This is a genomic window from Marinomonas sp., from assembly GCF_965225885.1.
Taxonomy (GTDB): domain Bacteria; phylum Pseudomonadota; class Gammaproteobacteria; order Pseudomonadales; family Marinomonadaceae; genus Marinomonas.
In genome coordinates, this window is record NZ_OZ245329.1 from 2278535 (window position 1) to 2304805 (window position 26271).

General features: G+C 44.0%; 19 protein-coding genes. 12 read left to right on the top strand and 7 right to left on the bottom strand.

Annotated elements, in window-relative coordinates; translation table 11 throughout:
- Positions 1-6 precede the first annotated feature (6 nt).
- Positions 7-1362 (bottom strand): tRNA (N6-isopentenyl adenosine(37)-C2)-methylthiotransferase MiaB, encoded by a 1356-nt coding sequence (miaB, locus tag ACO05V_RS10780; RefSeq protein ID WP_421850874.1) that lies wholly within the window; start codon positions 1360-1362, stop codon positions 7-9.
- Positions 1363-1554: 192 nt separating this feature from the next.
- Between miaB and ACO05V_RS10785 the strand changes: the two genes are divergently transcribed.
- On the top strand, positions 1555-2238 hold the full coding sequence (locus ACO05V_RS10785; RefSeq protein WP_421850876.1) for a hypothetical protein: 684 nt from the start codon (positions 1555-1557) through the stop codon (positions 2236-2238).
- Here ACO05V_RS10785 and ACO05V_RS10790 read toward each other — a convergent pair.
- Both ACO05V_RS10790 and ACO05V_RS10795 read right to left on the bottom strand, forming a co-directional pair.
- Complete coding sequence (locus ACO05V_RS10790) at positions 2235-3320, bottom strand: OmpA family protein (protein ID WP_421850879.1); 1086 nt, start codon at positions 3318-3320, stop codon at positions 2235-2237. The two genes, ACO05V_RS10785 and ACO05V_RS10790, sit on opposite strands and share 4 nt — an antisense overlap.
- Before the next feature lie 39 nt (positions 3321-3359).
- Positions 3360-3818 (bottom strand): EVE domain-containing protein, encoded by a 459-nt coding sequence (locus ACO05V_RS10795; protein ID WP_421850882.1) that lies wholly within the window; start codon positions 3816-3818, stop codon positions 3360-3362.
- A gap of 150 nt (positions 3819-3968) precedes the next feature.
- Between ACO05V_RS10795 and ACO05V_RS10800 the strand changes: the two genes are divergently transcribed.
- Together ACO05V_RS10800 and ACO05V_RS10805 are read left to right on the top strand one after the other, a co-directional pair.
- A complete protein-coding gene (locus ACO05V_RS10800; protein ID WP_421850885.1) occupies positions 3969-5066 on the top strand; it encodes an HD domain-containing phosphohydrolase in 1098 nt (365 codons plus the stop codon).
- 87 nt (positions 5067-5153) lie between these two features.
- Positions 5154-6077 (top strand): histone deacetylase, encoded by a 924-nt coding sequence (locus tag ACO05V_RS10805; protein ID WP_421850888.1) that lies wholly within the window; start codon positions 5154-5156, stop codon positions 6075-6077.
- Between the two features lie 16 nt (positions 6078-6093).
- Here the strand turns inward: ACO05V_RS10805 and ACO05V_RS10810 are convergent, their stop codons facing one another.
- Positions 6094-7785, bottom strand: coding sequence for a ShlB/FhaC/HecB family hemolysin secretion/activation protein (locus ACO05V_RS10810; protein WP_421850891.1), 1692 nt, complete (start codon positions 7783-7785; stop codon positions 6094-6096).
- On the bottom strand, positions 7785-11999 hold the full coding sequence (locus ACO05V_RS10815; RefSeq protein ID WP_421850894.1) for a GLUG motif-containing protein: 4215 nt from the start codon (positions 11997-11999) through the stop codon (positions 7785-7787). The genes ACO05V_RS10810 and ACO05V_RS10815 overlap by 1 nt, the downstream gene beginning before the upstream one ends.
- Before the next feature lie 105 nt (positions 12000-12104).
- Between ACO05V_RS10815 and ACO05V_RS10820 the strand changes: the two genes are divergently transcribed.
- Positions 12105-15926, top strand: coding sequence for an AAA family ATPase (locus ACO05V_RS10820; protein WP_421850897.1), 3822 nt, complete (start codon positions 12105-12107; stop codon positions 15924-15926).
- Positions 15927-15995: 69 nt separating this feature from the next.
- Here the strand turns inward: ACO05V_RS10820 and ACO05V_RS10825 are convergent, their stop codons facing one another.
- Together ACO05V_RS10825 and ACO05V_RS10830 are read right to left on the bottom strand one after the other, a co-directional pair.
- Entirely contained in the window at positions 15996-16580 is a 585-nt protein-coding gene (locus ACO05V_RS10825) for a DUF6151 family protein (RefSeq protein ID WP_421850900.1), read from the bottom strand.
- 273 nt (positions 16581-16853) lie between these two features.
- Positions 16854-17564, bottom strand: coding sequence for a FadR/GntR family transcriptional regulator (locus ACO05V_RS10830; RefSeq protein ID WP_421850903.1), 711 nt, complete (start codon positions 17562-17564; stop codon positions 16854-16856).
- Positions 17565-17811: 247 nt separating this feature from the next.
- On the opposite strand from ACO05V_RS10830, the gene ACO05V_RS10835 reads away from it, so the two are divergent.
- The 8 genes from ACO05V_RS10835 (at position 17812) to ACO05V_RS10870 (ending at position 26232) form a co-directional block, all read left to right on the top strand.
- A complete protein-coding gene (locus ACO05V_RS10835; RefSeq protein WP_421850906.1) occupies positions 17812-18807 on the top strand; it encodes an arabinose ABC transporter substrate-binding protein in 996 nt (331 codons plus the stop codon).
- A gap of 130 nt (positions 18808-18937) precedes the next feature.
- Complete coding sequence (gene araG, locus ACO05V_RS10840) at positions 18938-20449, top strand: L-arabinose ABC transporter ATP-binding protein AraG (protein ID WP_421850909.1); 1512 nt, start codon at positions 18938-18940, stop codon at positions 20447-20449.
- A gap of 13 nt (positions 20450-20462) precedes the next feature.
- Positions 20463-21413: an L-arabinose ABC transporter permease AraH gene (araH, locus tag ACO05V_RS10845; RefSeq protein ID WP_421850912.1), complete on the top strand. Its 951-nt coding sequence runs from the start codon at positions 20463-20465 to the stop codon at positions 21411-21413.
- A gap of 18 nt (positions 21414-21431) precedes the next feature.
- Complete coding sequence (locus tag ACO05V_RS10850) at positions 21432-22304, top strand: aldose 1-epimerase (RefSeq protein ID WP_421850915.1); 873 nt, start codon at positions 21432-21434, stop codon at positions 22302-22304.
- Between the two features lie 27 nt (positions 22305-22331).
- The gene (gene dgoD / locus ACO05V_RS10855; RefSeq protein WP_421850917.1) at positions 22332-23483 is read left to right on the top strand and encodes a galactonate dehydratase; all 1152 of its coding nucleotides are present in this window, start codon (positions 22332-22334) and stop codon (positions 23481-23483) included.
- A gap of 1 nt (position 23484) precedes the next feature.
- A complete protein-coding gene (locus ACO05V_RS10860; RefSeq protein ID WP_421850920.1) occupies positions 23485-24267 on the top strand; it encodes an SDR family oxidoreductase in 783 nt (260 codons plus the stop codon).
- A gap of 173 nt (positions 24268-24440) precedes the next feature.
- Positions 24441-25454, top strand: coding sequence for a DUF2817 domain-containing protein (locus ACO05V_RS10865; RefSeq protein ID WP_421850923.1), 1014 nt, complete (start codon positions 24441-24443; stop codon positions 25452-25454).
- Entirely contained in the window at positions 25447-26232 is a 786-nt protein-coding gene (locus ACO05V_RS10870) for an alpha/beta fold hydrolase (protein WP_421850926.1), read from the top strand. Before ACO05V_RS10865 ends, ACO05V_RS10870 begins: the two co-directional genes overlap by 8 nt.
- Positions 26233-26271: the final 39 nt, after the last annotated feature.

Here is a 26271-nt window from a genome sequence, read left to right on the forward strand (position 1 = left end):
GCGCTTTTATTGTAATACAAAGTCAGAGTCGAGTTCAGAGCCTACTAACTCACCCAATAAGGAGTTAGGGTAAGCATCTGTGATAACAACATCTGCGAATTTACCAATCAATTGTGGATCGAACGCACGGAAATTTACAATCCGATTGTTTTCTGTTCGACCTTGAAGTTGTCCAGGGTCACGAGGCGAATAGCCGCTTATCAAAATACGCTGTACATCACCCACCATAGATAAACTAATATCGTAGGCTTGTTGGCTGATACGACGTTGAAGAATCGCAAGACGCTCTTTTTTGATATCTTCTGGCGTATCATCTTCTAAGTTGGATGCAGGTGTTCCAGGTCTTTGACTGTATACAAAACTGAACGAGTGATCAAAGCCGATTTCTTGAATTAAATTCATTGTATCGACAAAGTCATCATCGGTTTCGCCCGGGAAGCCAATAATAAAGTCAGACGATAAGCTGATTCCAGGGCGCGCTTCTTTAATGCGGTTGATTTTATCAATGTAATATTGACGGTCATGACCGCGTTTCATCGCGCTTAGAATGTTATCGGCACCGCTCTGAACGGGCAAATGTAAATGACTTACCAATTTGGGTTCATTGCGGAACGCTTCGATTAAACTGTCGCTGAATTCCACCGGATGAGATGTAGTGAAACGGATACGTTCAACGCCATCAATTTGTGCAACTGCATGAATGATATCAGCAAGATCGGCTTCGTCGCCTTCTGCTGTATCGCCACGGTACGCATTAACGTTTTGTCCAAGCAAGTGAATTTCACGTACGCCTTGTTCAGCAAGCTGCACAACTTCTTTCAAAATGCTGTCAAACGGGCGGCTTACTTCTTCGCCGCGAGTATAAGGTACAACACAGAAAGTACAGTATTTACTGCAGCCTTCCATGATAGAAACAAAGGCTTCTGCGCCTTCAACACGAGGTGCTGGAAGGTGATCAAATTTCTCGATCTCAGGGAAGGTTACGTCAGTGATCGGAATGTGTTTACCGGCCGCGTTTACCATCTCTGGCAATTTATGCAGAGTTTGAGGCCCAAAAATCATATCAACGTGTTTAGCGCGCTTGCGGATTGCATCGCCTTCTTGGCTTGCAACGCAACCACCCACACCGATAACCAGATTAGGATTTTTCTGCTTGAGTTTCTTCCAGCGTCCTAATTGGTGATAGACCTTGTCTTGCGCCTTTTCACGAATTGAACAAGTGTTAAGCAGCAGAACGTCTGCTTCTTCTGCGTTGTCTGTGAGTTCCATTTCATGGCTTTCGCCAAGTAAATCCGCCATACGAGATGAATCATATTCGTTCATTTGACAGCCATGAGTCTGGATAAAAAGTTTTTTTGCCATGTAACGTATTAACCTAAAAATGAGTTCGTCTAATCGACTTTGGCGCTATTATATTGGGCTTTGCTTCCGAATCCCAGAGGTGTTCTGAAATCACTTCGTTTTAAATAAAAATAGTCGTCACTTTCTTGCTGGAGCTTTTGTTAAAGACAAGTCACAATAGCACCACAATTCAAATTTCAGTGTGGGCATGTTTTGATCGTATTTTCTCGTTTTCTTATTTTGTTAGTGGCAGTTAGCAGCACAGCTAACGCAAAAGGCTTAACAAATTTCGCTTTTGGTTTGGGGTATGGGCTTTTGGACGAAAAGTCGCTGTTAAATATTGATTTTAAAATAAATATGCCGATTAACGATTACCTTTCTACTCAGTTAATATTAAACAGCAATTATCTGATTACAGGCTCTTCAAAGGATAGTTTCGCTCAATCTGAGTTTTCATCAAACTGGTTTATTCAAAATGATATCGGCCGTTTAGGGCTGGGGCTTGGTGTAACAGAGCTTGAGCCAATGGACGAAGATGCGGAAACCCAGCGAGATGTTCTTGGTCAGTTTTTAGGTGATGTGTTTTTTGATGACTTCTCTTTAACGGCTAATGCTATTTCTAATGAAAAGACTTTCAGTAATGTGACCAGCTCTCGATTGGGGATTAATTATTATTTTAACGATGATTTACGCACCTCCTTGTACCGTGAGAATTACAGTAACGACAATGTTGGCTGGAGGTTGGATGCTTTTTACCAACCGGAAAAGTACCGCCGAATGGTGAGTTTTGGAACGGTTTTGCGAACAGGTGAGGATTTTGACTATTTTGGTGTGGTTGCTGAGTATTATTTTGATTACGCCGTATCATTAAAGCAACGTGAGCGTGAATTTCATTAGTGCTTTGGCTTTTTTTGCAGCTCTAGTTGATCCACGCTCCAAATAGTCCACTTTGGTAGAATCACTTCTTTGCTGGCCTTAAACTTTTTAACGATTGTCGTGTGAACCCTGCGGTTCTTTGCTCTTCCTTCTATTGTCTTATTCGATGCGATCGGAAAGCTTGGCCCATATCCCAAGATTTTTAGTCGATCTTGCGAAATAGAGAATTGCGAGGACAGTAGTTGTGCGACTTTATTCGCCCGTTTCTTTGATAGCATGATGTTGTAATTTTTGCTGCCAGAGTTGTCAGTATAACCCTCGATAATGATTAAAGTGTCAGGGTTGTTTTGCAGCACTTGCCCTAAACTCAGCATGGAGGGTTGGTAGGAATTTTTAATGCCAACATGATTCCTTCTGAAAGGGATCACCAATTCACTCTTGTTTATATAGGGTTGTGGCGTTGTTTCTTGTTGTTCCCCGTTTAATGTCTTCTGGTATTGAAAAGGGATGACAATCTCGCCACTGACTCTACGGTTGCTCTTTCTTCCTTCTTCCGTTTCATTCGATGCGATAGGCCGTTCTTGCCCATAACCAAACGTTTTAATACGATTTGGTGTAATATTGAATACTGCTATTAAAGCATCTGCAATGGCCTCCGCTCGCTTTTTGGATAGGGTAAGATTGAAACTTTCTGCCCCTACATTATCTGTGTGTCCTTCAATAATAATCAGTGTTTCCGGTGTTTGCTGTAAAAATATCGCGAGGTCTTTTAGTCGAGAGTGAAACTCCGGCTTTAGCTTGTAACTGCCAGTGCTGAACTGAACATCAAAGTTAAAGCTAAAATACTCAAGTTCAGTAAGAGGGCAGCCATCATTATCAATATCGCTGTTTTTTGGTGTGTTGGGGCATAAGTCTCTAGCGTTGATAACGCCGTCGTAATCGGAATCTTTTAATGTTTCAACAAAATGAGTCGGATATAGGCTTTGGCTAATGGCAAGTGGGCTGAATGAGCCGCATACAAGAATAGCGCCCCATATAACTGTTGAAATAATGATTGTGTTGTTCAATTCATATCGCATGATCCATCCAAATATAGATTTCACAAAAATCCTTTTTCATAGAAAAAATATTAAAGCTTAGTGTTATTTTTGTAATATTTTGGTGATGTACTCCCATTCGCTTTGGGTAATTGGCATGACAGAAAGTCGGCTGCCTTTCTTTGTTAATAACATATCGGCCAGTTCAGGGTTTTGCTTTAATTCGGCTAACGTCAGAGTTGATGACCACTTGTCAACAAACTCAACATCCACCATATACCAACGCGGACTATTTGGTGTTGATTTAGCATCATAATAAGCACTGCTTTTGTCCCAGCTTGTATGATCTGGGTAAGCGGTTTTACAAACTTTCGCGGTTCCAACAATGCCTGCTGGAGAACAGCTTGAATGATAAAAAAATATTAAATCACCTTCGCTCATTTGTTTCATGAAGTTTCGGGCTTGGTAATTTCTGACGCCATCCCAAGGCGAACGTTTTAGCCGTTTTAAATCATCTATTGAAAATGCATCAGGTTCTGATTTCATTAGCCAGTAATTTTTCATGCTTACCTCGTTTGCACAATGAAACATACTATATGTTCATGTTTACAAATATTCTATCTACAATAAGAATGTTGTGCTAAAAAATCGCTAATGCCTTGATTGGTTCCAATGTATTTTGATGTTGTTAACTCCTTGTAATGGATGAGAAAAATGAGTCATTTTGCTTGCAAAGCATTTTCAGCGCTGGAAAAAGAACTCAAGGATGACCTACTTGAATGCTATGTGGAAGCACAACAAGAAATTGAAGAAACCATTAATAGCATTGAAGGTGATGGCTTTTCATTTGATAAATTGGACAAGCTTTTTCGTTCGTTACACAGTATGAAAGGTAATTGTTCGGTTTGTTTTCTTGACCCTTTGGTTGGTGTGCTTCACAAGCTAGAAGAAATCGTCGATGGCATGCGTGGCGGATACATTCGGTATCATCCTTATTTGGGTGAGCTGATCATAGTTGTCATCGAAACCGTCTACGACTTACTGCAACAAATTTATCAATCTCATGTTGCTGAAGTTGCAGTACGTGATCAACTACAACAAGGCTTGGATGCGATCTATGCCGAAGAAGATGACAGCAAGCGTCCTGATATGGCGGCGGCATTGCTTAATAAATGCAATCAAACAATAGAAGAAGAAAAAGAAGAACCCGCCAGCACTTCTTTGATAATTAAAGTCGAATACACTGACGAACAAAAAGAAGACATTGATCTATTTATTGGGTTTAGTCAAAAACTCAACCGTTTATTAGGTTATTCATCGGAGCGTAGTGAACGTATTCTCAAGCTCTGCCAACTGATTAATGTTGAGTGTAAAACTCAAGTTGACCGAGTACAGCTTAGTGCGGCGGCTTACATGCATAATATGGGGATGGCGGTCATTTTAAACTGCAAAGATGACGAATCAAAATATCAGGCAGAACAAAATCACCCATTAGTTGGCGCAAAACTTTTGGCCAAACACAATGGCTGGGAAGAAGCTGTCGACATGGTTAAAGCGCATAAAGAGCGCTTTGATGGTACAGGCTTTCCAGAAGGATTGGTTAGCTCTTTGATTCCGCAAGGTGCTTTTATCTTGTCCATGGCTGTCATGTTTATTGATATTGTCTGGGGCAAATCCGGTAGCGAATACAACAAAAGTGCCATGCGTGCTGTACAAAAGGTGAACTTCGAAAGTGGCAAAGGCTTCCCGCCACATCTTATTGAATCCTTCAATGCGGCCATCCGAAAAGTGCTCGTTGCTAAAAGCAAATAACAAAAGAAAGTGGCTTACCCCAAGCGACACTTGATAGCATGATGCTCTTTTCATGATGCTCTTTTAAAGAGATAAGTTATTTGTTTTATGAATGCCACCTTGTTACCGCTCGTTTTCCATCCACATTACAGCATCCCATTTCCAGCAGGGCATCGTTTTCCCATGGGCAAATTTGGCTTGCTAGCAAAAGCCTTAAGAGAGCAAGGGATTCTAACGGACGAAAACGAATACACGCCAGAACCCTTGTCTTTAAGCTTGCTGATGTCTGCTCATCAAAAAGAGTATGTGCAACGCTTCATTCGTGGTGAACTCACAAAGCAAGAAGAAAAAGAAATCGGTTTGCCTTGGTCTGAATGGCTAGTTGAACGAACTTTGCGCGCTGTCTCTGGCACCATACTTACCAGCGAATTGGCACTGCAACATGGTTTGGCTTGTCACCTAGCGGGTGGTACGCACCATGCACATCCATCACATGGATCGGGTTTTTGCATCTTCAATGATCTCGCTGTTGCGGCGCATGCCATGATCGAGTCGGGAAAAGCGAAGAAAATCCTCATCCTAGACTGCGATGTACACCAAGGTGACGGCACCATCGTCTTCTTCAAAGACAGAACTGACATTATTCCCGTTTCGTGGCATTGCGAAGAAAATTACCCGCAAAATAAACAAACCGATGGCATCAATATTGGCATTCCGAAAAGTGCAAACGACCAAGAATATTTATCGATTCTAAAAAATACCTTGCCTGTCATATTGGCTGAACATCAGGCAGACTTCATTTTCTACGATGCGGGTGTCGACGTCCATCAAGACGACCGACTTGGCTACGTTAACCTAACCGATCAAGGGATTTTAGAGCGAGATAAATACGTTTTAGAAACATGCGTCGAGTTAAAACTGCCTACTGCTTGCGTCATCGGCGGCGGCTACGACAGACAAGAAGAAAAAGTCGCACGGCGACATAGCTTGCTGCATCAAGCGGCTAATCAGGTTTGGCAGGCCTATTTTTAGTTGTCTCTGATCAATATCAGAACTGTTTTTTGGCTTGTACCCATAACCTTGGTTTATCGGAGGTATTGTCTGGTTCAGATTGAGGTTTGCTGTTTGTGCCACGCCAAGCAGCATAGGCATCCAACTGTACGCCTAAAAATAGTATATTTGCTCCGAAGCCTACCCCCGAAAGGAATCGATGGTTGGTGTCTGTGGTATATGGTTTATGGTTAATCGTCACCGATCCCGCATCGTAGAATATTAAACCTTTTAGGGTTGGGCTAAAGCTATGTTGTAGTGATAAGTTGGCTAGCCAACCCTCATCACCGCTGGCTTCACCTGAAGGGTAAGCACGTACACCGTATATGCCACCTAACGAAAATTTTTCTGATGAGTTTAGATTTTTGTTAGCCAACTGGCCGGATAGGGTTAGTGATAGTGTATTACTATCGTTCAAGTATTGAAGGCGGCTAGTGTTTAAATTTATATGTGTGAACGCACCATTGCTCTTAGCCGAGTTTTGGTCTGTTGTAAGTGAGTCTGCGTCCATAGTAAGCGTTCCTCTCGATAACGTTAGGGCAAATGTGTTCACCCCACCTCCGCCCAGTGTGTCTCTGAGATCCCCGCTCAATTCCAAACTGCTTAGACTAACCTGTTTATTAATATTACTGACTGGGATGTCGGTTTTGTCGATGAGTTTTTTGTTTTCCCAATTTAAAGTTGTGGAGATATTGGCGGTTTGACTGCGGATTAATGGATAAGTGATGTATAGATTACGGCTAGTTGCACTACCATGAGCCTGTAAAGAGGCGAATTCCCGTCCTAGCTTGTAATGCGTATCTGAATAGGCAGCACCTAAGCGTAGACCATTGGATGCCAGAGGGATCGAATAAGCAATGCGCGAATAGGTAGTGCCAAGATCACTGCCTAAGGCTCGAAGCGTGAATTGGTCGCCGATCTTGAGTGGACTATTTAACTTAAGTTCTGCGTCGAGGCGATTTTTGCCTGTATAGCGATTACCGAAATTATCCAGTTTTACATTTGCATTAAAGGGAGAGGAAGGCTTTAGCTCGACAAGTAGGTCCGTAGTACCAATATTGCTTCCCGGCTCTAGGCTAGCGTTAGCCTGGCCAATACCGGGAGTATCATTTAATAGCAATAGTGCCCGCTCAATGGGGTAAATTTGCAATCCTGCACCGCTTTTGATGTTGTCAAAATAGTGTTCGGCTCTTGCGTCGGATAAGCGTGCCGTATTGAAAATGCGTAACTGATCAAGTTGCCCTTCTATTACTTTGATGGTGACTAGACCATCCAAAATATCTTGTGCGGGAAGGTAGGCTCGAGCTACAAGGTAACCATGTTTGCGGTAGTAGGAGGTGATACGTTCTGCCCCTGCTTCAAGCTCGGCGAGTGTGCGTTCGCCATCAACTAAGTCAGCGACTAATGCTTCTAGTTCTGCCGCAGTAAATACGCTGCTATCCTCGACTCTCAGTGTCTTTACTGGAATGTAAACAGTATTGTTAGTTGACTCTTTTTTATCAGCGTTATTTTCAATAGGTAACGAAGGAAGTGCTTTTGGTGTTGTTAAAGTAGGTTGTTTTTGTAATTCTTGGTTGGTTTGTCCAGCATCAGGTCGAACCGATGCGGCAAAAGCGGAAAAGCTTCCTAATAAAGACAGTGTTAGAATGACGATAGATGTCGACGTTATTTTCATTGTATCGTGAATCATTATATTTCCTTAGCCGATGTTGAGTCGTCTTTCTTCTTGGCTTGGCCGTTATCCCTTACATTATTGATTTTATCTATCTTTATCATTGATGAATTAAGTTCATTATTGAATAAGTTAAAGTTATTTGTCGTAACGCCTTCGTTAATATTGTTTGTGTTACTAATATTCGGGGAGGTTTGCGGTGTTATCAGAGCGCTAGTATAAGCTGGGATCAATTTTTCTCCGTTTGGCATGGCTCTAATAGCTCGGCTAATCACATCACCAGAAGAAGTGGCGGGAGCCTCATTGTTTTTTGCTGTTATTGGTTTTTTCTCAATGGTCAGGGTGCCGTTGACATAGTTGATGAGGTAGTTTTGATTGGACACCAAACCACTAAGCGTAATGTCGTGTGTGCCCGCATTGATACCTGAATGGTAGCTTAAGGTGCCGGATAGGTCTGACATGTCGGGTGTGGACGAATAGCTTACGCCAGCACTGCCGTTATAGACCTGTCCATCGTAGGTTTTTGTCGCATTGTTCGCGGTAATGGTGAGAGGTTTTTTCTCAATGGTCAGGGTGCCGTTGACATAGTTGATTAGGTAGTTTTGATTGGACACCAAACCGCTAAGCGTAATGTCGTGTGTGCCCGCATTGATACCTGAATGGTAGCTTAAGGTGCCGGATAGGTCTGACATGTCGGGTGTGGACGAATAGCTTACGCCAGCACTGCCGTTATAGGCCTGTCCATCGTAGGTTTTTGTCGCATTGTTGGCTGTGACTGTTAATGGGGTCATCAAAGCACGTAGCAGAGGGTTGGATTGACCTTCAACCATGAACCAGACTCCAGTTTCTGGGGTGAAATTCCATTGGTTGGCGTCTTTACCTGTCGGCACAAAACTGGACTGTGTGTGCATTTGCTGAGTGGTGAGGCCTGTTACGCCTGTTTGTGGTGTGCCGACGGTACCTGCAGAGGACTTGATCATACCGATTCCTAGTCCATCAGCTAGGTCTGAGCGTGTAACATCCCAGAAGTTGCCTGTATATATACTTAAGCTTAAACCACTTGCTCGACCAACTAGGCCGCCTACATTGCTGGCACCATTGACGTGGTTGGCAGCGTAGTTGTTACTGATGGAGATACTTTTTGTACCGAAATCATATCCTATCAGTCCACCTACCCTAGTGGCACCGCTGACGGTACCACTGGCATAGCTATTGCTGATGGCTCCTCTTGTATTATATCCAACCAAGCCACCAACGTTGTCTCCTGATGTGCTGGTGATTGTGCCAGTGACGTAGCTGTTGTAGATAGTTCCTTCGGAATTAGATCCAACCAAGCCGCCAACGCTGTTCCCTGATGTGCTGGTGACAGTACCAGTGACGTAGCTATTGCTGATGGTTCCATTGGCATTAGATCCAACCAAGCCGCCAACGTTGCTCCCTGATGTGCTGGTGACAGTGCCAGTGACGTAGCTGTTATTGATAGTTCCTTGGTTATATCCAACCAAACCACCGGTAGATGAGCCTATACTAGAGCTTACATTGATATTGGACAGCCCGATATTTTTAATATTCGCACCTTTTGTTGTTTGACCAAATAGGCCGGTATAGCGAATCAATGTATTGTTGAGAGTGAAGTTAGACAGGATATTATTATTGCCATCGAATGTTCCTTCCCAACTGGGAATGTAAAATCCAGATGGTGCGTCGGCCATGTCGATATCTGCTGCTAAAGTGAACGTGTAGTCAGCCTTGTTGGCGAACCCCAAAAGGTCTTTTAGCCCCTGTATTCCAGAGATCTTGTAGCTATTGGTTGCCGTCGCCGCACCAAAATAAGTGACTGGATTGAGGCTAAGACCGCCATTTAGCCAATCTTGGAACTGGTGATGGTAAATACCATAACTGTCCACCGTAGGTGTGCCATTGATGGCAGCCGAGTCTATGTCATAGTAGGAATTAGTGATCTGTACATTTATTATGTTGTTATTATGGCCGATCAAGCCGCCAACTTTACTTTTACTCTCGACAGAACCTGTGGCATAACTGTTGCTAATAGTGTTACCACTACCAATGTCTCCAACTAAGCCGCCAACAATATTATTCCCCTTGACAGAGCCTGTGGCATAACTGTTGCTAATAGTGTCACCACTACTGTTTCCAACTAAGCCGCCGACATTATTATCACCCTTGACAGAACCTGCGGCATAACTGTTGCTTATAGTGGTACCAAGACTACTTCCAACTAAGCCGCCGACATTATAACTATCTCCCTCGACAGAACCTGTGGCAAAACTGTTGCTAATAGTGGTACCATTACTCTGTCCAACTAAGCCGCCAACCCCGTTATAACCCTTGACAGAACCTGTGGCATAACTGTTGCTGATAGTGACACTCTTCATACTTATTCCAACTAAGCCGCCAACAGAAAAAGAAAAACTATTCCCCTTGACAGAACTTGTGGCGTAGCTGTTGTTAATGGAGCCGCTTTGAATTGCTCCAACTAATGCACCGACACTTTGGTTTCCTGCGATACTACCGCCTATCAGGCCAATGTTACTTATGGAGGCTGTATTGTCGATGGAAGAAAATAAACCAATGTTGGATTCCGTTAAGCGGTTGATAGTGAGTTCAGAGATTGTGTGTCCAAGACCGTTGAATGTGGCTTTCAACCCAACGGGTTTAAAGCCAGCACCGCTGTCCCAATTTGTGGTGGTTGTGGCATCGATGTTTGCACCGAGGGCGTAGTTCAGGTTGTCATTGCCACTTATACCCTGAAGGTCCGTAGTGGTTGTGCTTCCCATTGCTCCCAGTGAAGTAATAACCGTGTAGTGCTTAACCTCACCATCTGAGCCTTGTTTTGTGGTGAAATTGGTGGTGCTGGCGGGGAGGTTGACGACACCACTTTTGCCTGTGATGATGTTGCTGCTGTTATTCGCGGCCACCGCACCTTGACCGAATTCCAACGCGAGGCTTGCGCTGCTGCTGGCGTTCATTACGGCATTGATATTGATATCGTTTTGTGCGTTAAGTGTGAGTTGGTTGGCACTCCAATTTATGGTGTCGTTGACGTTGATGTCACCCTTAGTGCCAGCTTTACCGTTTACGCTCTGGATGCTGACATTACCGTTAGTGAGCGCATTTGATACTGCGGTGCCTGTCATATCTGCCCCGCTGGCAGCAATGGTAAAGTCGACGGGATCGATTAGCCAGGTACCGCTTTTGCCATTGGTAGCTTTAGTGGTGATGTGAGTGTCATTGGCTACATGCACATGAGCAGCACTGGTTTCAATAAAACCTCCGTTACCACCAGTGGGTGCCGATGCATCTAGGGTACTGCCAACGTTGACTGTGCCATATTGCATGTCGCCCATTAATTTGATGGTGCCATTAATGTTTTTTACGGTATGAGCCTGAATAATGCCGGTATTGTTGACGACGGCTGTGCTGAGTGCATTGGCGGCTTTTGCTGATATGAAGACTTGTCCGCCATCGGCTTGAATGAGTTGCTTGTTGTCGGCTAACGCTTTGAGTGCTCCTTGGTCGATATTGTAGTCAAGCAGACTGCCGCTGTTGAGGCTAAGTGTGACTTTGTTGCCTGCGGCAAGCAAGGCCGTACCCAGAGTAGCACTAATCACACCTTCATTGCGTACATTTGGAGCAAGCAGGGCGATGTAGCCCTTTTGTGTTGCTGTCAGTGTACCCTGGTTGAGGATGTTGCCACCTGTGCCGTTAAAGGTGTGTTTACCCGCCATGAAGTCTGTATCTGACAGCTCTAATGTAGAGGCAACGAGTCCACCAACATTGACTTTTGAGCCTGTACCGAACAGTACCCCATTGGGGTTGATAAGAAACACTTGGCCGTTGGAGGAAAGTTGGCCGAGTATCGAGCTGGGGTTCTGGCCAATTATGCGGTTGAGTGCGATGGATGACGTATTGGGTTGATTGAAGTTCACCGCTTCGTTGGCACCAATGTTGAAGCTTTGCCAGTTGATGGCGAGGTTTTGGCTGCTTTGGTTAATATTGGTGTTTTGCCCCGTCTGGGTAATAGAACCTGTCCCAGCACTAATTTTTCCATCGGTTGGAGCCGCTAGTGATAGTGGCGTCATTGATACTATGATGACACTGATTACACATTTTTTTTCTAACGTGGATTTGCCGCGCCCTTTGGCTATTTCAGATGCAACAATCCAAGTGTTTTGTATGGGGTTCCAGATAAGGCGAAAAGCGCGGTTCATAACAAAGTCTCCAGACGTTTAAGCGTTAGTTATGAGCTTTATATCAGGCAAGCGTTTATAAAACGTTTATTGCATATATAATGAATTTGCCGTGATAATCGCTTGATGAACAAAAATAATTTTTACCTACCAACAGAACCTCTTCTCAACTTGTCCTTGCTCGGTGGCTTTGTTGCGCGGGTGGATGATAAGACTATTTTGGATTCAGGCTATGCCAAGTTACGAGGGTTACTTGCTTTATTAGCCATGTCGGCAGATACGCCTTTATCACGTGAATTTCTGGCCGAAATGCTATGGCCGAATATGGACAGTAAGATAGGTCGTCAGAATTTGCGCTTGGCTTTGTTTAATTTGAAATCATCAATGGATGAAGCTGGGTATTTACTTTCTAGTCAACGGGATTTTGTCACCTTGTCTAGTCAAGGCTTATTGTTTGACGTGACTGAGTTTGTCGCTGATGCTCCTGTGAGTATTCTGCAAATGGAGCGGCAATCTGATCTTTATCGGGGCGAATTTATGTCAGGTTTTTATTTGCCTGATTGCCATGAGTTGGATAATTGGCTTTTGTTGCAGCGTGAAACTATGCAGCGTCGCGCTTTGAGCCTGTTAGAAAGACTTTCAAACCACTATGAACGAACAGGTCATTTACAAAATGCGATGCAATACGCCTTACGTTCTTTGGAATTGGATTCATGGAATGAACATGCTCATCGACGAGTAATGCGCCTTTATGCCCTGAGCGGATCGAGTGGTGCTGCTTTGGCTCAGTTTGAAATGTGCTGCAAGTTGTTAAAAAACGAAATGGGAGTATTACCTAGTGAAGAAACTCGACAGTTAGCTGAGCGAATCCGCAACGGTGCTATTGAACTTCCAGACAGCTTTACTCACTCTACGTCTACTGCAACATTTGTCCGAGCAGAGCGTATCCGGGTAACTGTATTGTATTGTGAATTAAGTGCTGTCGATATAGATGACCCTGAAGATGCGATGGCTCTTTTGCATGCTCCGCAAGCTCGCTGCATGACAATCATCCAGCAGTTTTTGGGGCATATAGTACAGACACACGGTGGTGGTTTGTTAGCTTATTTTGGTTACCCACAAGCTGATGAGCGGTCTGCTTCTCATTCCGTTCAGGCTGCTCTTGCTGTCACCCGTATCGCGTCCGATAATGTTAAAATACGTGTGGCAGTCCACACTGGTTTAATTATCACCAGCTCTGATAGTACGATTCCAGATACGGTAGGTAATACGTCCAAACTGGCCATTCAGTTACGACATTATATTACTCATAACGAGGTGGTTATCAGTCGAGAAACTCAGCTTCTTGTTGATGGCTATTTTAATTGCGTCAGTTTGGGAGAACAACCCATTCCTAATACTAGTGGGATGCTAATTTTTAAGGTGATGGGAGAAAGTGGTGCTCGTACAAGGCTGGAGGCGGCCTCTCACTTAACGCCCTTTATTGGGCGTCAAACTGAGCTTGTTGAGTTAATGAAGTTATGGAGAAAAGCTGAGCAAGGAAAATTCCAAGTTGTGTTAATTAAGGGGGAAGCAGGTATTGGTAAATCTCGTCTACTGCATACCTTGAAACAACAATTGACAGAACAGGAATATGAAATACGAGCAATACATTGTTTTCCAAAATACAACCAGTCACCTTTTTATCCAATAATTGAGTTGCTTAGTCAGGTTTTTTCTTTCTCTAAAGAGGATTCGCCCTCAACAAAGTCGAACAAATTGGTTCGGTATATTGAACTCCGATATCCTGCGATGGCTCGCAATGCTATTCCGCTTCTTTGTCAGTTGTTTTCTTTGCCCATGGCTAAAGAGTATGTTGCACTCGCCTTGTCGCCGCATAAGTTAAAAGAACAGATACTCATATTGTTACTTGATTTGATGCAAGCGTTGGCAACACAGCAAGCGACTTTGTTGATTGTAGAGGATTTGCATTGGTGTGACCCCTCCACCTTGGCGCTTTTATCATTATTTGTTGAGCAAAATCGAAAGTCGTATACCCTTGCTTTATTTACAGCTAGACCTGAGTTTGTAGCGCCTTGGGAGACTGATTTGGTAAATGTATTGAATCTTGCTCCGCTGAATGAGGAGGCTATGACCCAGCTAATAACTCATGTTAACGCAGGAATGTCACCCATAATAATACGTAGTATTGTGAAGCGGGCAGATGGAGTGGCATTGTATGGTGAGGAAATGGCAAAAGTTGCGCCATTGAGCCATTCAGAAATTATTCCTCCAACGTTATACGATCTTTTGGCCGCGCGTATAGACTCTTTAGATTCGGCTAAGTCAACTGTTCAGCTTGCCTCTGTTATTGGGCGAGAGTTTGATTTGGATTTGCTGGGCAGAATATCTCAACTTGATCAGGCTTCTTTAGTTTCTACCTTGGATGAATTATTGGCTGCAGGGCTGATTGTGAATAGCGGTGAATTAAGCTATCAGTTTAAGCATGCCTTGATTCAGGAAGCTATTTATCAATCACTGATTAAGGCCGAGCGGCAAGTTGCGCATAAAGGGATTGCACAAATTTTACAAGTGGATTTTCCTTATGTGGAAATTTCTCAACCTGAGCTTTTGGCGCAGCACCTAACCGCCGCAGGGGAAGTGCGTCGGGCGATTGATTACTGGCTTAAGGCTGGTCAACGTGCGACGTTATGTTCCGCTAACATAGAGGCTATTGAACACTTCAATTGCGGGTTACAACTTTTGTCAGAACTTAAGATCGACGATGAGCGACACTCTCTAGAAATAGATCTGTGTTTACATCTTGGTACTGTCCTGGTTGCTGGCAAAGGGTTTGGTTCTGTTGAGGCAGGAGAAGTCTATGCACGTGTGTTGGATTTAAGTGAGCAGTCGGGTGATCAGTCTAGTTTGTACCAAGCTTTGTGGGGAATGTGGTTAACATCGAGTTCTCGTGTTGGTCATGGACATTCTTTGGAATTGGCTGAAAAACTGCTGCGTTTGGCACAACAAGGTGATGATGTTTTGCAATTGCAGCAAGCCTATTACGCGCTGGGTAATAGTCAGTTTTGGACAGGGGATTTTGATTCGGGGTGTTTTCATTTAGAACGGTCTATGGCGCTTTATCATCCTTCGCACCATGAGTTAATGGTAACTCGATTCGGTGAAAATACCTGTATATCGAGTGGTGCCATATTAATGCTGGTATTATGGCTACAAGGTTATCCAGATCGAGCCGAAGTGGTTAGGCAACGGACGCTTAACTTGGCACGGCAAGTGAATTATCCCTTTAACTTTGCTTATGCGTTGTCTAATTCGGCTATGTTAAGTCGTTGGATGAGGCAGGTAGAACTAAGTGAGCAATTTGCGCTGGAATGTATGAATATATCAGATCAGTTCGGTTTGCCCTTTTGGTATGGTATGGGAGCTACTTCATACGGATGGGCGATGGTAGTACGAGGTCAGATGTCTGGTGTGGTGCAAATCCAACAGTGTCTAGATAACGTCAATACTGTTATGAGTGGTGCTAAACTTTTATTTCTTGCTCCATTGTGTGAAGGGTTGATAGCGTTGGGTCAATATCAAGAAGCACTCAAAAAATTGGATGAAGCGCTGGCTGTTGTAGAAGAAAAAAATGATCGCTTTTTTGAAGGCGAATTTCATCGTTTTAAAGGTGTATGCCTATTGGAAATATTCCCTTCTAAGATCAAAGAAGCTGAAGACTGTTTTAATCAGGCTTTGATTATTAGTCGTCAACAAGATGCAAAATCGTTAGAACTACGTGCTGCAGTAAACATAGCGCAGTTATGGCAACAGCAAGGCAAGCAAAAAGACGCATGGCGCCTTTTGAATCAGGTTTACAGCTGGTTTAGTGAAGGTTTTGTCACGAGAGACCTTTACGATGCTGCTAGTTTATTAAGTACTCTTAGTAAGGAAAGTGGCTCATCCTAAAGGGTATATTTTAATGATTTTTCAGAATCAAGTAGCCAATCATGTATGGAAAAAAATACTTCTTGTAGGTTAAATCTTCGGATGCTTTTGTTCTAGGACTTGAGGTTCGCATATTGGCTTTCCGTCATTATTGAAAAACTCAGAGGGCTTGCTTAGACCTTTTAATTTCCATGACAGAATTTTGGTTATCATTGTAAGGTTAATGCTTAACGAAGAAGCTTTAAGGTTCTCGAGGACTGGCGTTATAGCAAACTTAGTAAGAACGTGGCCTCTGCTTTTTCCCAAATCAGCGTCACGTGTTTTCGCGTTATCTAAGAAGCTATGAATAACCCCAATAAATGGCCCACCAGCGCTAAATGTATTACCAATTGGCGTGTTACAGCACTTTGCATACCAACGATACATGCCTTTAGAACTAAGTCTGACGCAGGCAATTTCTGTTTTTCCTTCGCTTATCGTGAGAAAAGACACCGGTATTTGCAATATATCCGTTCCACCGTACTGATCTAAAACACTCTCATCTTGTCCCAGATAATGAGCAAAGGCTTGGCAGTCGTTGCAGCAACACGTAATCCTAGTGCCAATTTTTGAGCTGCTAGAAGAGACTTTTCCTTGAACGGTTCCGCAAGCGCATTTTAAATTTATGTCAGACATAGTGTTCCGCCTTCTTACTTGATTGAAGAGAATCATTCAGAGTTTAGCAGTGTTTTATAAAATAAATGGAAAACACGGACGAATGGTCAGTGGATAAATCTAACAGGTTCGACATACAAAAAAACCGCGTGGCGGCATAGTTTTGCTTCATCAAGACTGTGCAGGCAGAAGTCCTTGTTTTGTTGTTAAAAATGCTAAAACAGCGGGACTAATTGCATTCCTTGTAATTTTTAAAGTGTCACAGGCGGTTGTGTAAAATGCAACCAACAATATTTATGTTTTGTTCTTCCGTTTTAAATCTTCGTTAGCGTGTGCTAGCAGGGTAAGGCTAGCATTTTGGGCTGCTTTTTCGTCGCGCATGGTCAATGCATCAAGGAGTATTTTATGGCTAGCAATGGTTCTGGAATAGTCTTCTACTGATTTATTGGAGGCTAGTAGCATTAGATTGAGCCCGGCACGCACTGAGTGTACAAACTGGGCAAAAACAGGGTTATGACTAGCCATTAATAGTGCTTCATGAAAAGCAAGGTCCGCGTCGGTGAATGCATCAGGATTACCCGTCGCGGCAGACATGGCATTTAGAGCGTTTTCAATGCGGGAAAGATCTGTCAGGTTTGCACGACGACAAGCCAGCACAGCTGCGGCAGGTTCAATAGCTCGTCGCGCCTCTAATACTGCTTCAATAAAGATATTCACGTTTAGTAGATCTGCTATCCAGCTTAGTACATCTTGATCCAGTATGGCCCATTCTTCTTGCGGTAATACAGAGGTACCTACTCGGGGACGAGACTTAACCATAAACTTAGCTTCAAGGCCTTTAATAGCTTCACGTAATGCCGTGCGTGATACGCCAAATTTTTGGGCTAATTCTGCTTCTGGTGGCAAGTTTTCACCTGCGGCAAATTCTCCTTTCGCAATGGAGCGAGCAATGCTTGCTTGAATATCGCCACGCACCCGTGGACGTTTCTGATCGTTAGCTGCCATTTCATTCCTTTTTAAGTGCATGGTTATAAAGTACATGTTTCTAAACATACCGTTTATTAACATAGAGGATTGGGTAAAGCCTATGCCAACCGCCTAAATTTCAGTGATTTTAGCACAAGAAGAAAAAACAAGTATCAAAAAATAAGATCACAAGATTTATTTATAATACCAGAGTATTGATCTGGTATTACCAATAATATAGGATAGTTTCACGAATGAAAAAAATAATAATATTTGGAGTAAAAATATGAGCATTTTGAAAACGGTCGTTCTTGCCACAGGCGTGAGTATGCTAATGGGTGGGATGGTTTCTTCAGCTTCTGCTGCGGAAAAAATCAAGATAGGTTATATCGTTAAGCAACCGGAAGCATCTTGGTTTCAGGATGAATGGAAATTTGCAGATAAAGCCGCTGCAGAAGCGGGTTTTGAAGTGGTTAAGATAGGGGCCTCTGATGGTGAGCAATTGATGGCAGCCATTGGTAATTTATCGGCTCAAGGGGCAGAAGGTTTTGTGGTTTGTACGCCTGACGTTAATCTTGGTCCTGCAATTGTCGCTCGATCTAAAGCTGCGGGTCTGAAAGTGATGACAGTAGATGATCGCTTGATAGATTCAGATGGTAAGCCGATTGATAGTGTACCTCACATGGGGATTTCTGCTCGTAAGATTGGTAATGATGTTGGTAAGGCTATTGCTGCTGAAGTCAAGGCGCGTGGCTGGAATATGGCGCAAGTGGGTGCGTTGCGTATTTCTTATGACCAACTTCCTACCGCGGTTGATCGTGTTGACGGTGCTATTGAAAGTTTAAAAAGTGCCGGCTTTCCTGCCAAGATGATTTTTGATGCGCCACAGATTCGCACAGATACTGAGGCCGCATTGAATGTGTCTACCTATGTTATTAACCAACATCCTGCGATTAAACATTGGGTCGCTTTTGGTCTAAATGATGAAGCCGTATTGGGTGCGGTTCGCGCTGCTGAAAGTGTGGGCATTGCTTCTGCTGATTTTATAGGTGTTGGCATTGGTGGTGCGGACTCTGCTATTAATGAATTCGAGAAACCAGATGCTACTGGCTTTTTTGGTACCGTCGTTATCTCTCCTTTGCGTCATGGATATGAAACCACAATGAATATGTACAACTGGGTCGCTAAAGATAAAACGCCTCCAATGTTGACGTTTACAAGTGGTTCATTGGCGACGCGAGCTGACTACAAGCAAGTGCTTGCTAGTTTGGGCATCAAATAAATTCAATTTGTCGGCGAATCAGTCGAACACTTTTTATCTTAGTTTAGAGTGCTAAATGTGGGTAATGGAAGAATATAGCTCTTCCTTCCCCACAATTGAATGCTGAATAGATTTCAAGGTAATAATCATAATGAACCATTTTTTTGAGTACAGCCAAATTACCAAGACTTATCCAGGTGTAGTGGCATTGGAAGAGGTGAGCTTTGGTGTGCGAAAAGGTGCCGTGCACGGCCTAATGGGAGAAAACGGAGCGGGTAAGTCAACCTTAATCAAGATTCTTTCTGGCGACCTAAGAGCGGATTCAGGGGAAATAATGATTGATGGTGAGGCTCAGAACTTCACCTCGGTTAAGGGGGCTTCTGATAAGGGGGTTGTTGTAATCCATCAGGAGTTGCAGTTGGTACCAAATTTAACAGTTGCTGAAAACCTATGTCTCGGTCATTTTCCTAATCAAGCAGGGTTTGTCTCCCGTAAAACTATGTTTGCAGAAGTTCAGTCCTTACTCGATTTTCATGGTATCGAGGTTAATGCACATACTAAGGTTTCGGAACTGCCATTAGGTGCACGACAAATGGTGGAAATAGCCAAGGCTGCCATGGGCGATGCTAAAGTTATTGCGCTTGATGAACCCACATCTTCCTTATCAGCACATGAAAGTAAAGTGCTATTTCAGATGATAAATCGGTTAAAAATGAAAGGGACTGTAATCCTTTATGTGTCTCATCGTATGGATGAAATATTCGAGCTTTGTGACAGCATGACAATATTGCGTGATGGCAAGCTGGCAGCTCATCACAATTCATTGGCAACAATAACGCGTGATCAAGTAGTCGCAGAGATGGTTGGGCGTGATCTAACTGATATTTGGAATTGGCGAGCTCGTGAATTAGGTAAAGAAAGACTGACCGTAGAGGGGTTGACTGGCTCAACTTTACCTTATCCCGCGGCCTTTAGTGCCAAAAAAGGCGAAATTCTCGGTTTCTTTGGGCTTATAGGCGCTGGTCGCTCTGAGTTAATGCGCCTTATTTTTGGTGCCGATTTGGCGAGCGCTGGCACGGTAACACTGGATGGGGAAAGTATGGGTCGAACCAATCCACATCTTTCTATTCGATCAGGTATTGCTTTTTGTTCCGAAGATCGCAAGCAGGATGGCATTTTGAATGGTCGCTCATTGGAAGAGAATATCAATATCTCTGCTCGTCGACTTTGGTCAAGAGGTGGAATATTACGTTTGCAACGGGAGGCTGATACAGCAGACGAACAGATTACGCGACTGCGTGTGCGTACCCCGTCTCGTCAACAAGATATAGTCAATTTATCTGGCGGAAATCAACAAAAAGTCATTCTTGGTCGTTGGTTGGCTGAGAGTGGCATTCGAGTGTTGATTATGGATGAACCTACGCGTGGTATTGATATTGGCGCCAAATCCGAAATATACAACATTCTTTATGAGTTGGCCGAACAGGGCATGACAATTTTGATTGTGTCGAGTGAGTTACCAGAGGTGATGGGGATTTGTGACCGAGTAGTGGTCATGTGCCAGTCGAGAATTAGTGCCACATTTAATCGTGATCAATTTAACGAGACAGTTCTTTTGGCTGCGGCATTGCCAGATGGTCACAACAGTAAAGAAGCCATTTGAGGTAGGAATTAACATGCTGAATACATTTAAAAAAATATTGCTTGGCGAGCAGGGGTTGCTAGTGATTTTTGTGACCGCCTTGCTCATCGTTTCTATTTTTGTACCAAATTTTCTCAGTGAACGTAATGCTATTGGTCTGCTCCAGTCGGTAGTCACTATGGGGCTGGTTGCTTGTACTATGATGTTTTGTTTATCAATCCGTGATTTTGATCTTTCCGTTGGTTCTAACGTGGCTTTTTCAGGCATGATCGCCGTGATCGTTACTAATGACACTGGTTCTATTCCACTGGGTATATTAGCGGCTCTTGTTGCTGGTTCAATAGTGGGATTGGTTAATGGTGTGGTCATCGCTAAATTTAAAATCAATGCTTTGATAACAACACTTGCCATGATGCAAATAGTGCGTGGCTTCTCGTTATTGTCGTCTAATGGTCGCTCGGTTGGCGTTAAAGATCCCGATTTCTACAATATTGCCTTATCCAGTGTGTTTGGCGTACCCACACCCATTATTATTTTAGTGATCGCTTTTATTGTTTTTGGTGTGATTTTAAACCGGACTGTTTTTGGTCGTAATACCCTCGCTATTGGTGGCAACCCAGACGCCGCAAGACTTGCAGGAGTTAAGGTAGATTGGACTCGTATTATGATTTTCACTCTACAAGGTGCCGTCTGCGCCATTGCTGGTATTTTGTTGGCCTCGCGTATTACCTCTGGACAGCCAAATGCAGCCACAGGTCTTGAGCTTTCGGCTATCTCTGCTTGTGTTCTTGGGGGCGTGTCACTCGCTGGAGGACGGGCCACTATGACAGGCGTCATTATTGGTGTGCTTATTTTAGGCATAGCTGAAAATGTGATGAATCTGATGAATATTCAAGCCTTTTATCAATATGTTGTGCGTGGAACCATTCTGTTATTTGCGGTTCTGCTTGATAACTTACGCCGTTCAAATGGGGCGCGTGTTTAAGAAAATAAGGACAAGCTAATGACGACTGTTTTGCAACTTGAGGCAGGAAAACTTGTACTGCGTATAGCTCGTTGCGGTGGATCTGTGCTGAGTTTTGTATACGATGGCGAAACGCTGTTGCAGCCAGTGCAGAACCATTCTGCTGCGGGTGTGTCCGCTTGTTTTCCTATGGTACCTATCTGTAATCGAGTGCCAGGTAATCAACTTAATTTTGCCGGTAAAGTGTTTCCAGTTAGCGCCAATACGTTGTCGGACCCTCTTCATATTCATGGAGAGGGTTGGCTGGCAGACTGGTCTGTAGCTGAGCAGGGCGCTCATTTTGTTGAACTGGTTTTGCAGTATGACGGACACAGACTACCGCATCGTTTTGAGGCTAGGCAGCGATTTACATTAACTGACGAAGCACTGTCTATGACATTAAGTGTAAGAAATATGGGGGCGGAAACAATGCCATTTGGTATTGGTTGGCATCCCTTTTTCCCTCTCACGCCACAGACAAAGCTGACTTTTTCAGCCCAGAGAATGTGGCGAGAAGGAGAGGATCATTTACCTGATGTAGCTGAGATTATATCGCCCCCTTATGACTTTCAAACGGGTGCTTATCTTCCTAATCAATGGATAAATAATGCTTTTGATAGCTGGCAAGGAAATGCCCGCATTGTTTGGGCGGAAAGGTCTTTAGCCATGGATATCTCGGTGTCGTCAGGCATGGATGTATTGCAACTCTACCGTCCCGTATCGGGCGACGAATTTTTTGCCTTTGAACCTATGAGTCATTTACCAGGTAAGGCTTATTCAGATAATGCAAAAGCTCTAACTCCGCTTGCTTATGGAGATATTTTAACTGGAACTTTAATGATGCGACCAGAACACCTTTTGGTGGCTCGGTAATCTAAACAATTTTTGGAGTACTATGATTTGAAAATTACAGCAATTAAAACCTATATTGTACCGCCACGCTGGTTGTTTTTAAAAATTGAAACGGATGAAGGCATAAGTGGTTGGGGAGAACCTGTTGTTGAGGGTCGTGCACATACGGTTGAAACAGCGGTTAACGAGATGGCTGACTATTTGATAGGCAAAGACCCTATGTGCATTGAAGATATTTGGTCTGTGATGTACCGAGGAGCATTCTATCGTGGAGGTCCTATTTTAATGAGTGCCATCTCTGGTATAGATCAGGCTCTGTGGGATATCAAAGGCCGTGCTTATGGACAGCCAATACACCAACTTCTTGGTGGCCCGTGTCGTGATCGAATCAAGGTTTATTCCTGGGTTGGTGGTGATCGTCCTATGGATGTTGCTGCTGCTGCGAAAGAATCGGTCGAGCGAGGATTTACTGCACTAAAAATGAATGGTAGTGAAGAACTCCAAATAGTCGATAGTTATGCAAAAATAGATCGTGTGGTGGAAACAATAGATGCTGTACGTCAGGCGGTTGGTCCACACATTGGTATAGGGGTCGATTTTCATGGTCGGGTGCATAGGCCAATGGCGAAATCTCTGATTCAGGCATTAGAACCTTTCCGGCTTATGTTTATTGAAGAACCGCTTCTATCTGAGCATATTGATGCCATTGGCGAAGTTACTCGCGGTACATCAACCCCCATTGCTCTAGGCGAACGGCTATATTCACGTTGGGATTTTAGGAAGGTGTTTGAAAGTCGAGCGGTTGATATTATTCAGCCTGATCTCAGTCACGCCGGTGGGATTACCGAATGTCGTAAAATTGCAGCTATGGCGGAAGCCTATGATGTGGCTTTTGCGCCTCACTGCCCGCTGGGACCTATTGCACTGGCCGCATGCCTTCAGGTTGATGCCGTTAGTTATAATGCCTTTATTCAGGAGCAGTCTCTTGGCATTCATTATAACAGTGCGGGACATGATTTACTGGATTATTTGGTTGACCCAACAGTGTTTAAGTATGCCGATGGTATGGTGACTATTCCCACAGGGCCGGGGCTTGGCATAGAAATTAATGAGGCAGTGGTGATTGAAGCTGCTAAAACGGGACATCGCTGGCGTAACCCCTTGTGGCGTCATGAAGATGGCAGTGTGGCGGAGTGGTAATATGACAGAACGATTAGCAGGGCGATTTATTGCAGTGACAGGCGCTGCACAAGGTATTGGTCGAGCGATTGCCGAAGCTTACCGAGCTGAAGGGGCCGACTTATTTTTAATTGATCTTGATGGCGAAGGGCTGGCGAATTTTGCCGAAGAGCTACAACGAGAAAAAGGCGGATTGGTATTAACAGCCAAGGCGGATATTGCGGATTCAGCTCTTATTACGGCTATTTTTACCCAAGCCAGTAAAAGTGCCGGCCGTACATTCGATGGGTTGGTTAATAATGCGGGTGTAAATGTATTCCACAAACCTCTGGCCACTTCGGATGAGGAATGGCGGCGAGCCTTTGCTATCAATCTTGAAGGGGCATGGTCATGTGCACGGGCTGTGTTGCCAGGTATGATTGAAGGCAATCATGGTGTTATTCTTAACATTGCTTCCACTCATTCCTTTACCATTGTACCAGAAACCTTCCCCTATCCTGTGGTAAAGCATGCGCTATTGGGACTGACTAAATCATTGGCGTTGGAATATGCTGCCAATGGGGTACGAGTCAACGCAATTGCTCCAGGTTACGTTGCGACACAAAAAGTGCATGATTGGTGGGAAGGTCATGATGACCCAGAAAAAGCACGAGCCGAAACACTGGCGCTTCATCCACAAGGACGCATAGCAACACCGGAAGAAATTGCTAATGCGGCCGTGTTTATGATTTCAGATGAATGTCCTTTTATGACAGCAAGCTGTTTGATTATAGACGGTGGACTCAGCGTGCGACAGCATGCCTGATGTTTATTACTTCAAGCAAGTGTTATCGGTTTTCTTGTTATCGGTTTTCTCTTATTAATCTAGGCAGAAAAGGCTCAGAAGGTCTGTGATTATTAAGTATATTTTTTCTGCTGTCATGTGATTGCCATTATTTTCTTTTACTGTCTATGAAGATAGGCTGAAAGTAGGAACGCATGCAAAGCAAGTTACCTGAATTGGCAGAGCTACAGCGCTTGTTGCGCTTTGATATTCCTCGCGTGCATCATGAAACGCTTGCTCAGATTACAGATGGACCACGTCAATTTCCTGTTGATGCGGTTTTTATTGGTAGCGAACGTCTGAATGTGCCCACTTTTTTGCTGGTGGGCGGTGTGCATGGCGTTGAGCGTATCGGTTCACAGGTCGTATTGGCCTTTCTTAATTCTTTGCTGCATCGACTAACGTGGGATCAACAACTGCAAACCGCATTGGAAAGTGTGCGGATTGTCTGTTTACCAGTATTAAACCCAGTGGGCATGATTCATCAAAACCGTGGCAATGGTAATGGTGTAGATCTGATGCGAAATGCGCCAATGAATGCCTTAGATCCTATTACTTGGCCTTTTGGAGGGCAGCGTATGACACGTCGTCTGCCTTGGTTTCGTGGCGCTTTAGGGAAGCCTTTAGAGGTGGAGTCTCAGGCATTATGCGATTTGGTAGAAAGGCTTTGTCAGCAAAGTCCAATGGTCATGGCGCTGGATGTGCATTCCGGCTTTGGCTCTCATGACCGACTTTGGTTTCCCATGGCTGGTTCTCGTCAACCTGTGCCTCATATTGCAGATTATTATGCTCTAAAAAAGCTCTTAAAGCGTTGTCATCCTCATCATCGTTATTTGCTTGAACCACAATCTCACCATTATCTTTGCCATGGTGATCTATGGGATTATCTGTATCTCAATGCGAATTCGCGTCAGCAAACGTTACTGCCGATTACTTTGGAGCTAGGATCCTGGCGCTGGGTAAAGAAAAACCCGTTACAGTTACGATCCTTTTTAGGGATGTTTCACCCGATCAAACCACATCGAGTGAAACGCGTTTTGCGGGAGAATCTGTTTCTTATTGAAATGCTTTGGCGAGCCAGTGCGAATGCAGATCAATGGGTGCCCAAAGGCTCAAAAAGGCAGCGAATGCATAAAGCGGCCTTACGACACTGGTATCAAAATGACTGAGACGATGAAAGCGGAAGATAAAAGCACAACTTGGCTTTTACTAAGAGGGCTAGGGCGCGACCAGCGTCATTGGGGAGGCTTCCCAACAAACTTGCAGCAAGCGCTTCCAACTCATCGCGTTCTCACTCCCGATTTACCGGGCAATGGCTCATTAGTGCATTTAACAAGTCCGACTAGCATTGCCCAAGCGACGGATTATTATCGCTTATGGTTACGGGAACAAACCGTGACAGGCCCAATACATTTGGTTGGCTTATCAATGGGTGGGATGGTTGCCATTGACTGGCTATGTCGCTATCCGAACGACATTTCCTTTGCTTATGTCATTAACTCCAGCATGAAAGGCTGCAGTCTTCCTTGGCAACGCATGCGCTTAAACGCCATGCTGCGGCTTTTGTTTTCGTCACTCATATCTAAAAAGCAGCTAGAACATCAAGTTCGTTTGTTAACCAGCAACATGCAGCCAAACCCACAAGCCTTGGAACTGCAATGGGTAAAATGGGCGAAGGATGCTTCTCCATCGCTTTTTAATTTTGTACGCCAACTGTGGGCCGCAGCGAGTTTTGAAGTGACAACTCTGCCTCACACAGAGCGACTTTTACTGCTCGCGAGCACTCATGATCATCTAGTCAATAGCAGCGCCTCGCGTCGAATCGCTGACAAGTGGAATTTACCACTGATTGAACATCCCAAAGCAGGGCATGACTTACCGCTGGATGATCCGCAGTGGTTGGTAGATCAGCTTATAAAGCGAAAAAATAACGAGTCGATTATTTAAGTCTTTAGTGGTTCCACAAGCGCACTTCAGATTTGCTTC